This window comes from Lysinibacillus sp. 54212, from assembly GCF_036662795.1.
Taxonomy (GTDB): domain Bacteria; phylum Bacillota; class Bacilli; order Bacillales_A; family Planococcaceae; genus Lysinibacillus_B.
The window spans coordinates 186,637-198,880 of sequence record NZ_JBAFWZ010000001.1 but is presented as its reverse complement, the minus strand read 5'-3'; the positions used below and the strand labels follow the sequence as shown (position 1 = coordinate 198,880).

Sequence of the window (12,244 nt, the reverse complement as noted above, 5' to 3'; positions counted from 1 at the left end):
CCCTACTTTCGATTATCCTGTTTAAAGTTAAAATCCAATAACATCTGACGTAATTTTCATTAACCGTTTATGCATATCGTTTTTTAAAAGAAGCAATTCTTCCCTATTAGGAGCTTGACGATGCTTTTCCTGCACTTCTAAATATAACGATTTCCCCTGTAGTAATAATTCACTTAATTTGGCTCTTGAACTAGGTGTTTTTTGAATTAATTCATTTTGAACATTAAGCACAATGGATTCAAATGCCGGTCGAATTTGTTGAATAAATGTATCTACTGTATCATGGGCTACCCCTGTTACTATTTCCGTTGTGGCATCTCTTTGCTCTGCTCTTTCCCATAATACATTTGATAACAATACGAGGTCGGACCGATTCACCTGAAAACGCCCATCTAAATAAGCCTTTGCTCGTAATAATGATAGAGATTGCTTAAACCGACGATCGGATGGGCGTATACCCTCATCCCGTAATTTTTTTCGGATATTTGAAAGCGAGGTATAAACATCATTTGGTATTTTTACTGTGTCAACAAGCTCCTGATGCTCATAAAGTTCCTCTAACGATAGTCGGGGTACCTCCGTTTGCTGCTCATTTTTCAGCATAGCAATAAATAAATTATCCTCTCGAATGTAATCTACCTCATAACGTAATAAAAAACGATCAAAAAGTGCTTCTAGTCCTTCATCTCCTTCAATATATTCATTAGAGGAACCTACAATCGTCATTAAAGGTGACGGTATCGCAACACCATTATTCGTAAAAACACGCTCATTAATTAGGGTTAGTAGCGCGTTTAATATAGCTGAGTTAGCTTTAAAAATTTCATCTATAAAAGCAAAATGTGCTTGGGGAAGCATACCTTCAATATTTCTTTTGTATACCCCTTGCTCTAAATCTTTTAACGACAACACGCCAAACAATTCTTCCGGTGTACTAAATGAAGTTAGGAGATGTTGAAAAAATCGGCTTCCTTCAACAATTTCACCAAGCATCGCTGATAGTGCACTTTTCCCTGTTCCCGCTGGACCAATAAATAAAATATGTTGTCTCGAAAGAAGAGCGGTTAAAAGCGCTTCAATTTCTTCTTCACGGTCATAAAATTTCGCATTTAGACTTTGCTGTATTTGATGTAGCCGAAGATGTGACATCTAATACTCCCCCTTCTATTTTTAGTGCCAAGTAATATCTCGCACCCTTTTCGCATATTAGAAAAACATATGTCTTCTTACCTTTGTGATGAAGATTATCTTTCAATACAAAAATGTAAATCTCATTTATTACTATTATTTTTCACTTGAGGCAATTTCATAAATGGTTTTCTAAGAAGATTCACGAACATTTTAGTGAAACGGAACGTGTCTGCCTATAGCGTAACGATGCGAGTAAAGATGTTTTCTTTCTTTATAATGTTCGTAATTGATGATAGAAATATGAATTATGAATTTGGCTCACTTAAATACTATTATCGAATCAATTCTAACTAAAATTCTTATTTCTAATGTTTATATGTTGAAACAGATTCAATCAGTACAAACTATTACTAACGAATCATTTTTTCCATTTATGAACTATATTTCAAATTATTTTCGGTTTTATTGATTAAATTTAAGATGTTTTGTGAAAATATAATGTTAATACTTGAAATAGATTTGGGAGGGTTAAAATGGCAATTATAAAGGTTTCCACCTCTATTTTTTCACCAGTCAAAACAATTGAAAAAGCGATTCAAAAAGCAGATTCAGGGGATGAAATCCAAGTAGCACCTGGACACTATAAAGAATCTATTCAATTTTACGAGGATGTATTAGTAGTAGGAAAAGAACAAGAGAAGGTAATAATTGAAGGGATCATCATTATACCTAACTCAGTAAAGGTAACATTTGAAAATGTATACTTTTGTCCGACTGCTCAAATATATATAGAGGGCCATTCAATTTTTAAAAACTGTACGTTTAAAGGAGATAACACGAGCGCCATTCTTTCGGTTAATCAAGGTCAATTGGAGTTGGAAGAATGCCTAGTCACCAAAGCAAAGGATATCGGAATTGCTTTATTTAATAGAAGCGAGGCATCGATTTCCAACTGTACCTTTGGACATAACGGGAAAGCACATATTTTATTAGAAGCATCCACCATTGTCGTAGAAAATAGTGAATTTTCAAATGCAGACCATGGATTTTGGATGAAGGAAAACGCCACAGTCAAATCAAACAATAATCGATTGCATCATCAATTAGGTACTCAGGTTATTGTTCAAACACGCTCCACCTTTCATGATATAGGTAGTACAATCGAACATGGGCAAGGAAACGGCTTATATGTAACAAACTCCTCGCAAATTACACTAAGAGGCACCTTTTTGCAGCACCATCCACTACCACAAATTTGGCTTCAGGATAGCGAATGTATCGCCTCCAATTGTACAATTCATTACGGAAAAGAATCGGGCATCATGCTACAAGAACATGCAACAGCAGATCTCCAGCATTGTATAATAGCCTATCATCAACTAGCCAATATCCAATTAACTACAGCATCTCGTATAAATACAGTTGATACACAAATTCATAGCTGTGAAGGAATCGGTGTACAATTACGTGAAAAATCGATTGCTACATTCACAGAGACTGTATTTGCAGCGAATATTTTATCTCAGCTACTTGTGACTGAAAATTCAATCGCTTCATTAAAGGACTGCGAAATTAAAGAGGGTAAGCAAGTCGGTATTTTAATAAAATCTCTCGGAAGCTGTACAGCTGTGCAAACAAAAATTTTGAATCATGTTAATTCTGCCATAACTGTTATGGACGGTGAGCTAACCCTTCTGGAAAGCGAAATTTCACAAAATCAAGGTAATGGAATTTTAGCTACCTCTAATGCTGAGATTTTAGTGGAATATTGTACACTTTGGGCAAATGATATGCCACATATTGCAGGTAAAGCTGGGGCAATTATAACAATCAATCATTGTGATTTGCATACTGGAAAGAGCTTTTATATTATTGATCATTCCAAGCTTTATATTAATCATAGTACAATACATGATAGCTCTGGAATACAAATTGAAATTACCAATGGAACAGAAGCTCATTTAAAAAATTGTAAAATCTATAATGGTACGTCCAATGGAATTAAGGCAAGCCGAAATTCATCACTTCATGTATATAATAGTCAAATTTCACATCATAAAATGCCTCAAATCGCAATAAATGATAGCTCACTAATTTTTAAAGGGAGCGAGCTTTTAGATGGTGCTCGGAATGGTTTTATTATCGAAAACAATAGTGAAGCCTATATAAAGGAATCTTTTATCTCTAACCATTTATATCCACAAATTTGGATCGATTTAAAATCAAATGTGGAATTATTCTCCACTCAGCTAACAAAAGGAAGCGAATCTGATATTTATGTTCAAAATAATTCTACAACCATCGCGAATAATTGCATTATCCGAAATGATAAATTCGCTTTAAATATTCAAGCTGTTAACTATTCAAAAATCTTATTACAGGAAACAATAATAGAAAATCCTATTGGAGATAAATTTTATAGCGAAAATAATAGTACAATTACAAATTCTCTAGATGAAGTAAATGGAGAATAATTTGAACGGCTATCACAACGGTAGCCGTTTTTCGTGCATTATTGTACAATTCCCCCTACTCCCCGATCTTTTTATGCTATTCTTAGTAAATGTTGTTTGCGAAAATAAGAATTTATGAGAAAATACTCTACTAGTGGATATGAAGATTATTTTATCTTTTAATATTCGTTATTGAATATCAGTTGCCCTATAGTGATCGGTAACTGACATTCTTGGAAAGGAAGGTCAGTCATGACAACTTTACAAAAAATCACACAGAGTTACGATCCTTGGGAAGCCTATCTAGATGTGGAGCAGCATGGTGGATTAACCCTATCTAATATTGAATTTACAACAACTACACTTTGTAATATGCGCTGTGCTCATTGTGCAGTGGGCTATACACTACAAACGAAGGATCCAGAAGCGCTGCCTCTCGATTTAATCCTAAAACGATTAGATGAAACCCCTCATTTAAAAACGCTAAGTATTACCGGTGGCGAGCCGATGATGAGCAAAAAATCGGTACAAAACTATGTTGTTCCGCTGTTAAAATATGCACATGAACGAGGAGTTCGAACACAAATGAACTCTAACTTAACAATCGATGGCGATCGTTATTTAGAAATCGCACCGTATTTAGATGTGTTACATATATCACATAACTGGGGTACGATTGAGGAATTTGTAGAAACTGGCTTTGCTATGATGGAGAGAAAGCCTACTTTTGACCAACGTGCGGCACTTTTCCAGCGGATGATAGACAATTCGCGTATGCTTGCAGACCAAGGTGTTATGGTTTCAGCTGAAACAATGCTGAATAAAAAGACACTGCCATATTTAGAAAGTATTCATCACCAAATAGTGCATGAGATGAAATGTGCCCGACATGAGATACATCCAATGTACCCATCTGATTTCGCTAGCGCTTTAACATCGCTATCCCTGAGGGAAACTCGTGATGCCATTCATCATTTACTAGATATTCGTGATAAAAATACATGGATGCTTTTTGGTACACTACCGTTTTATCCATGTAGCTCAAATGAAGAGGATTTAGGGCTCTTACACCGCCTTCGTACTGCGCCAAACGTAACGTTACGTAATGATCCTGATGGCCGGTCCCGTTTAAATATTAATATTTTCACAGGAGAAGTCATTGTGACTGATTTCGGTGATGCACCAGCATTAGGAAATATTAATCAAGATACGCTTCCATCCATTTTTGACAAATGGCTAGAAACAGATTTGGCGAAAAGCTTAAACTGTCATTGTCCCGCTGTTAAATGCTTAGGGCCGAATGTATTAGTAAAAAATATGTATTACAAGGATGCTACTTTTGTTAGTGGCTCGGTAAAATAAAAAGTGCGCTCACCGCGCACTTTTTTATTGCATAATTGTCTCATATGCATCGTTAATGAAAGTAGAATAAATCGAATGATAAAAATTCTTGACTCCATCCGCTGCATATAAAATGTCCTGCTTTGCCTCCTCAAAATCACCTAACCGATAATAGCATAATGCTCGTACTGCAAAGCCCGTAAATAAGAACATAATATCAATCGGATGATTATGATAAACCGGAACCTTTAATTCCTTTAGGGCTTCTATCGCCTCCTCAAATTTATCCAAACTCCATAAAGCATATGCCTTTTCTACAAAGAAAATTGGTGACAATAGCATCCCCCTCATCAAATCAGGATCAATACTTTCTTTAAAATTCTGCAGTATTTCTAACGTAAATTTATAATTTTTTTCAACAAAATTATAATAATGAGCTTCCATAAACTTAGCACCGACACGCATCGATAAGTCATCTGAAAATTCCGTTAACAACTGCACCTTTTCTAAATAATACAGGCTTTTTTCACGGTCACCCTTTTCAACCTCTCGAATAAAATTAAAGCGATAGAAATCATCAATTCGATAAAATATCTTTTTCTTTTTAGCAATATCAATTGCTTTATCTGTATAAAGAGCCGTTTGTTCATAATTATTTACCGCTGCATAAGTTACCGCTAAATTATAATAAACATCGAGCTTAACTAGATCATCAATTAAAAATTCATGAGTTCTCATCTCACGTTCACATTGCTCCATATATTCGACAGCACCCTCATAATCTCTTCGGTTAAATGCATCCCAGCATAGTACACTGTAGCACTTAATCGCATAAGAAAAAGCATGAATGGCTTTATATTGTTGAATTATTTTATTGAAAATAGATGTATCCTTATTTTTACCAAGCTGTAATTGAATTGTGGCGTAAATACTTAGTAGGCGTATTTCTTCAAAGTATTTACCAACAAGCTTTGAAAGATGTGGTTCAATTTTGTTCGCAATAGCTTGTTTAGCCGTATTATAGTTTTCAGAACCAAACACTTCCTCTGCAGCCTTTAAGTCCTCTTCTATTTCTAATAGAAGCTGTCGTAATTCCTCAATGGAACGGTCATTTAATAATAACGTTACCTCTACGCCAAGCTGCTTAGCAATAAAACGCAAGCTTTCCATAGAGGGCTGTGCTTTACCATTCTCAATTAAACTTAGCATTCCTTTCGTTAACCGATCTCCTGCTACATCAACTAACGTCATTTTTCTTTCCTTACGTAATTTTTTTATTGTTGCACCTAGCTCGTTCATAAATGTCACCTCTATTCATATTGTACATCAAATCTTCCTTAAATTAAGAAATTCAATCTAATTAAACTAAATAATATATAAAAAAAGAAGAATAATCAACAAAGTTAAATAAAATTAAACTTTTGTCTTGCGTTTTATAAAAAAATCTCATATTATAAGTTTAACTAAATTAAACAAAGGGGTGTACTCGTATGAATACGACGATTAAATATAAAAAAGCGACGTATCATTTATACACGTTTTTAGTAAGTAAAATGTTCTCTTCATTAGGGGCTAATGTTTATGCATTCGGAATGAGTATGTTTATTTTATCGCTAACTGGTTCTTCATTAAGCTTTGCTGTCAATTTAATTTTAAGTGTTTTACCTCGAACGATAATTTCACCGATCGTCGGTGTACTCGGTGATCGGATGCCAAGAAAATGGCTAGTACTTGGAGGGCAACTCGGCATTGTTATCACATTATCCCTTTTACTTGTCTATTCCATTTTTAATGGTTTATCGCTCGGTGCTATTTATATGACGACAGTGTTTTACACAACCTTTAGCTCATTTTCAAGCGTGGCATTTTCAGCATCCATTGCAAATTTAGTGGATGAGGAACGATTACAAAAAGCCATGTCGTTTAATCAGCTCTCTTATTCCGTTTCTGGTATCGGTGGACCTATCCTTGGGGGTATGCTATTTGGGTTCGTATCAATGGAGACATTCCTAATCATTAATATTGTATCGATGCTTATTACGTTTATTTTCGAATCAACGATGGACTTTAACTTATTTAAGCGTGAAAACGTACAGATGGTTAAAGAAAATATGTTGGATAGTTTAAAACAAGGCGTCCAATATGTAAATTCTCAGCCAGTAATTAAAGCAATCATGTTGACTGCCCTATGGTTAAATTTATTTTTCACTTGTTTAAATGTTGGCGGTGATTTTATTTTTCTAGAAAAACTAAAGATGAACCCAGAACATATCGGAATAACGGAAGCAGCTGGGGCTATAGGGATGTTAGTGGCATCCATATATTTAGCCTCTCGAAAATCCTTCCTGTTCCCTTTACTCGTTTCGAAGCGTGCCGTGTTTATGATGTCACTATGTATTGGTATATTTGCTATACCTCTTTTACTATCGTTTCAATATTCAACAAACTTTGTTTACTATACAGTAGCTATGGGCATCTTCGGTATTTTAACTGTCATGACAAATACTCCTATTGGTGTAATCTTTCAAACTTCCGTCGCTGAAGAATATCGAGCACGTGTTTTCGGCTTACTTGAAATGATGGCGATGAGTATGATGCCGATTGGAACAATTCTATATGGAGTTTTATTTGATTTCTTACCAGCTTCGTTTATTCTTATCGTTAGTAGCATACTTTTAGTTATTGTGACAGTTCTCACACTACGAAAATCGGTATTATTCCTTGCACATCCGGAATTAAAAAACGATGCTATTCAGGTTAAAAGACAGAAAAAAACTTTTATCCAAATGAAAAATGAAACCTTTTATCCTATACATCGTAGTATGTATTAACAAATTATTTGGGAGGGAATAAGCATGTCATTTTTTAATAAAGTGCTTGCGAGTATCGGCATTGGTTCAGCCACTGTTGATACTCGCCTTGAAAAATCAACCTACACAGCTGGAGAAACTCTTCGAGGGACGATTGAAATTGCAGGAGGTAGCACAGAGCAGTTCATCGATGCCATTTATTTAACGCTGTATACAACGTACATTAAGGAAGTTAATGACAACAAATATACGGACAGCGCTGCTATTCATAAAGTAAAAGTTAATGAACCTTTTACAATAGGCGCAAATGAACGTAAATCAATACCTTTTACATTCCAATTACCGTTCGATACTCCTGCTACATTAGGTAAAACACGTGTATGGATTCAAACTGGACTTGATATTAAAAATGCGGTTGATCCAACTGACAAAGATTATATTGAGGTGAATCCTTCCCCTTTAGCGTCTCAAGTATTACAAGCGGTTGAACGAATAGGATTTCGCCTAAGAAAAGTAGATTGCGAGTACGCATCAATGAAGCTTCGCAGTCCTTATGTTTTTGTTCAGGAGTTCGAATTTACCCCAACAAATAGCACGTATCGTAGCCGGCTGGACGAGCTTGAAGTCATCTTCCTATCACAAACAGTTAATTCAGCTCAGCTACTACTTCAGGTTGACAGACGTGCACGTGGACTTGGGGGGTTATTTGCAGAAGCATTAGATATGGATGAAAGCTTTGTGCGTCTTTCGATTACAGCTGAGGACATTCCTTATTTAAACCAAAAGCTACAGCAAGCAATTAATAAGTATATATAAAAACAATAAACTGGTCGAAAGCACTTTTGCCTTCGACCAGTTTTCTTTATAGGAAAATATTAAAATTCTTTATGTGATGAAGGCTTCAGTGACATGATCACGCCGCTCGAGATCACTTTGGCTCTCGGGCGCTTGTCGCATCTAAACGGGCGCTAATGGCCATTCCTTATCCATATTGAAGAACGAGCTCCTCTGGTAGGTCTGGAACCTGTGAGAGTATGTCCCCATCCGTTAAACTTAGTGGACTTAAAGTGTATTTCGTTTCAAAATCAGTTTGTAAAACTATATTTTTATCATATGCATTCGTTGGTAGATTATTGTACAAGCCTTCTTGAGACAAATCCACAGCACATATAGCGTCAATCGTCTCTTCAATATTTTTTTTATGTTCATTTGAAAGTGCCAGCGTACCGCTTAATAATAATGGTAGAATCCCATCTCGCACAAAGCTCTGAGCATCCTCGATACATGTAAATTCACTTAGTTTATTTACGTATGATTTTAATACGACTACCTCGCGCTTTCGTTGCACATTTAATTCTGCTACTTGATGAATTATATTTTGTAAGCGTTTAGAGGCTAACTCCGTTATATAATTTTGAGTACTATATAAATGTTCGAGGACTAGCGCTTCAAAATAGTGAATTTGTTGAAGCTTTTCCTTACATTTTTGTTGTAGCGAATTTAGCCTGATGACCTTTTGATTTAACACTGTATTTTGTCTATTTTCACCAAAGTTACCTTTCTCAATGCCACGACCATGCACTTTTCTTAGCTGCTGATCTAATAACCCATATTGCTGCATATACTCGACATGAAGCTTACGATAGTCACGAACAGCCTGCTGGTAATTTAACGCATAGTCCTCAAAAAGCTCTACTCTTTCATCACGTAAATACAGCTCGCTCGTCAAAAGCTGCAAGAGCTGATAAAGTGTTTGAATAGGCTTAAATATATGGCATACATGTTCGTATTCTTCTTCATATGCAGTCAAAATCGCCATATCTCGTTGTTCTCGTGTATACTCAAATCCCCCACCAGAATTATATTTCTCTATATTTTGTCGTGAGGATAAATACGGTTCTTTTGACGGAATCTGTTCAACTTCTCTTTTAAAACGATTTAACCACTCAATAAATTGTTCAATTATATGACGTGTCTTTTTCTCATGATTTTTTGAGAGCTTAGTAATAAGCTGAAACAACTCATAATATTGCGAGTCAATCTTTAGCTGCTCATTATTCGTTTTACTCGCTTCAAGTGCTTTTGTTGCAGAAACTGCCACCATCGATTCAATCTGATTACCATAACGACTGTATTCCGATTTCACAAATTCCACAATGTTACCTTCATAGCTATCAATTGCGTTTATAATAAAATGAGGCTTGACGCCACGTTCATTATATCGCTCTAATAGCTTTAGTTCAGAATCAGTCGCGACTGAGCCACTGCGAATAACCCAAAAAATTTCATCCACTCTATTTACTAGTAGCTCTGATAAGAAAGCTGCATATTCAGTCGTAAGTTCTAACGCAACAGAATCAACAATTGTTACGGTTTTTAGTAAATCATGCTTAATGAATACTTCAATATAATCTAAATGTTCACGGATAATTTGTGCACAAAAGGCATCAGATGTTGTCAATAATTCCACTTTATCGATATCGAAAGTGGCCACCATACCGTCTAAAAAAACAGCCTTTACACATTCCTCTTCACCGTATCGAATAAACGTATTGGCACTTGTTGGATTTTTACTACTTGCTGATAGTACTTCTCGACCTAATAGACCATTAATGACCGTCGTTTTTCCAACGCGTTCTTTCCCCATTACTAATATCATTGCTTGTGAGCTGGCATCTTCGATAATACGCTCTAATCGTTTTGTCGTATCTTTTATATACGAATTTTGCGCTAGCAACACTTGTAACGGCTTAATCCGCTCTATCAATTGTTGTAATGGAGTTGATGTACCGGCAAGTAGGCTATTTTGTTGTTCATTCATATCTATCAAACCCCTTCTCAACTCTATAACTCAATTATAAGGTAGATTCGAATGATACATATATATGGAAATGACTTTAACAAAAAAATAGGGTAATAATACTTATCCTTTTTTGTCATAAATAGGCATAATAACATAAGTGCACGAACAATTCTTAATGTAGAAATGAATAAGACTACTATAACCTGCTTACAAAACTTTTAAAAAAATGATAAGATGAATTAGGATTTTTTTTAAGGAGTAGTGTATGCAAAATTATAAAGAACAATGGTTTAGTAATGTACGTAGTGATATTTTGGCTGGTCTTGTTGTAGCCCTAGCCTTAATTCCAGAAGCAATCGCTTTTTCTATTTTAGCCGGTGTAGATCCTATGGTTGGGTTATATGCCTCTTTTGTTATAGCAGTAACAATTAGCTTTGTAGGTGGAAGACCAGCTATGATATCGGCAGCAACCGGTGCTATGGCCCTTGTAATCGTCTCACTAGTCAAGGATCATGGCCTACAATATTTACTTGCAGCAACGGTATTAACAGGGATCATTCAAGTCTTATTTGGTCTATTTAAAATAGCTCGTTTTATGAAGTTTATACCGAATGCAGTTATGCTTGGCTTCGTAAACTCTTTAGCGATTTTAGTTTTTATTGCACAAACACCACATTTTCTAGGTGAAAGTGCTATAACATGGTTGTTTTTACTTTTAACAATTGCCATTATTTATATCATTCCAATATTTATTAAAGGTATTCCGGCTCCGCTTATTGCAGTAGTAATTTTATCAATTGCCGTTGTCTATATGGGGATTGATTTAAAGACAGTTGGAGATATGGGATCTATCACACAATCCTTACCTTCTTTCTTTATTCCCGATGTACCGCTTAATTTAGAAACGCTGAAGATTATTTTACCCTACTCTCTAGCGTTAGCTGTTGTTGGATTAATGGAATCCCTACTGACGGCAGCTATATTAGATGATATGACAGACACAGGAAGCGATAAAAATGCTGAAGCACGTGGACAAGGTATTGCAAATATCATCAATGGCTTTTTCGGTGGAATGGCAGGATGTGCGATGATTGGGCAATCTATCATCAATGTAAAATCGGGTGCCCGTGGTCGTCTTTCTACATTCGTTGCAGGTGCATTTTTAATGTTTTTAATCTTAGTTCTTGGCGACTATGTTATTCAAATTCCGATGCCCGTTTTAGCAGGCGTAATGGTTGTCGTTTGTATTACACAGTTTGACTGGAATTCCTTTAAATACATGGTGACAGCACCAAAGCAGGATGTATTTGTCATGCTATTAACAGTTGGCGTCGTCTTATATACACATAATCTAGCCATAGGTGTCGTTTCGGGTGTTTTAGTAAGTGCTATGTTCTTTGTTTCAAAAATTTCAACTGTGACTATCAAACAATCAAGCGAAGGTACATTCGAAGTAAATGGTCAACTATTTTTCGCTTCAACTGAAGGATTTATTGCTTACTTCAAACAATGTAGTACAAAAAATTCGACTATAGAAATTAATTTTTCCTCATGTAAAGTATGGGACGATTCAGCAGTCGGTGCCCTATTAAAAGTACGTGATTTATTACAGGCAAATGAGAATGAGGTGCATTTTTCTGGACTCGATCATTCAAGTGAGCAGCTGTTCAAAAAAATAACAGGATTTCCTATAAATTAAAGGGGGA

8 protein-coding genes are annotated in these 12,244 nt (G+C 35.6%); 5 read left to right on the top strand and 3 right to left on the bottom strand.

Features of this window, described 5'->3' with window-relative positions; genetic code table 11:
* Nucleotides 1–27 precede the first annotated feature (27 nt).
* Nucleotides 28–1,149, bottom strand: a complete 1,122-nt coding sequence (locus V4T18_RS00980; protein WP_332645550.1) for an AAA family ATPase — start codon at nt 1,147–1,149, stop codon at nt 28–30.
* A 515-nt stretch (nt 1,150–1,664) separates the two neighbouring features.
* On the opposite strand from V4T18_RS00980, the gene V4T18_RS00975 reads away from it, so the two are divergent.
* Together V4T18_RS00975 and yfkAB are read left to right on the top strand one after the other, a co-directional pair.
* Complete coding sequence (locus V4T18_RS00975) at nt 1,665–3,605, top strand: right-handed parallel beta-helix repeat-containing protein (RefSeq protein WP_332645547.1); 1,941 nt, start codon at nt 1,665–1,667, stop codon at nt 3,603–3,605.
* A 231-nt stretch (nt 3,606–3,836) separates the two neighbouring features.
* Nucleotides 3,837–4,946 (top strand): radical SAM/CxCxxxxC motif protein YfkAB, encoded by a 1,110-nt coding sequence (yfkAB, locus tag V4T18_RS00970; RefSeq protein ID WP_332645544.1) that lies wholly within the window; start codon nt 3,837–3,839, stop codon nt 4,944–4,946.
* Nucleotides 4,947–4,970: 24 nt separating this feature from the next.
* Here yfkAB and V4T18_RS00965 read toward each other — a convergent pair whose 3' ends face one another.
* The gene (locus tag V4T18_RS00965) at nt 4,971–6,224 is read right to left on the bottom strand and encodes a helix-turn-helix domain-containing protein (protein ID WP_332645541.1); all 1,254 of its coding nucleotides are present in this window, start codon (nt 6,222–6,224) and stop codon (nt 4,971–4,973) included.
* A gap of 191 nt (nt 6,225–6,415) precedes the next feature.
* Between V4T18_RS00965 and V4T18_RS00960 the strand changes: the two genes are divergently transcribed.
* Nucleotides 6,416–7,756: an MFS transporter gene (locus V4T18_RS00960; protein ID WP_332645539.1), complete on the top strand. Its 1,341-nt coding sequence runs from the start codon at nt 6,416–6,418 to the stop codon at nt 7,754–7,756.
* A gap of 24 nt (nt 7,757–7,780) precedes the next feature.
* Nucleotides 7,781–8,551, top strand: coding sequence for a sporulation protein (locus tag V4T18_RS00955; RefSeq protein WP_332645536.1), 771 nt, complete (start codon nt 7,781–7,783; stop codon nt 8,549–8,551).
* Between the two features lie 166 nt (nt 8,552–8,717).
* On the opposite strand, the gene V4T18_RS00950 is transcribed toward V4T18_RS00955, so the two are convergent.
* The gene (locus V4T18_RS00950) at nt 8,718–10,556 is read right to left on the bottom strand and encodes a dynamin family protein (protein ID WP_332645534.1); all 1,839 of its coding nucleotides are present in this window, start codon (nt 10,554–10,556) and stop codon (nt 8,718–8,720) included.
* A gap of 247 nt (nt 10,557–10,803) precedes the next feature.
* On the opposite strand from V4T18_RS00950, the gene V4T18_RS00945 reads away from it, so the two are divergent.
* Nucleotides 10,804–12,237 (top strand): SulP family inorganic anion transporter, encoded by a 1,434-nt coding sequence (locus V4T18_RS00945; RefSeq protein WP_332645532.1) that lies wholly within the window; start codon nt 10,804–10,806, stop codon nt 12,235–12,237.
* Nucleotides 12,238–12,244 lie beyond the last annotated feature (7 nt).

Bases quoted from the DNA above. Each gene is read 5' to 3' on its own strand.
- V4T18_RS00980 (WP_332645550.1), bottom strand. From the start codon at position 1,149: ATGTCACATCTTCGGCTACATCAAATACAGCAAAGTCTAAATGCGAAA.
- V4T18_RS00960 (WP_332645539.1), top strand. From the start codon at position 6,416: ATGAATACGACGATTAAATATAAAAAAGCGACGTATCATTTATACACG.
- V4T18_RS00950 (WP_332645534.1), bottom strand. From the start codon at position 10,556: ATGAATGAACAACAAAATAGCCTACTTGCCGGTACATCAACTCCATTA.
- V4T18_RS00945 (WP_332645532.1), top strand. From the start codon at position 10,804: ATGCAAAATTATAAAGAACAATGGTTTAGTAATGTACGTAGTGATATT.
- V4T18_RS00955 (WP_332645536.1), top strand. From the start codon at position 7,781: ATGTCATTTTTTAATAAAGTGCTTGCGAGTATCGGCATTGGTTCAGCC.
- V4T18_RS00965 (WP_332645541.1), bottom strand. From the start codon at position 6,224: ATGAACGAGCTAGGTGCAACAATAAAAAAATTACGTAAGGAAAGAAAA.
- V4T18_RS00975 (WP_332645547.1), top strand. From the start codon at position 1,665: ATGGCAATTATAAAGGTTTCCACCTCTATTTTTTCACCAGTCAAAACA.
- yfkAB (WP_332645544.1), top strand. From the start codon at position 3,837: ATGACAACTTTACAAAAAATCACACAGAGTTACGATCCTTGGGAAGCC.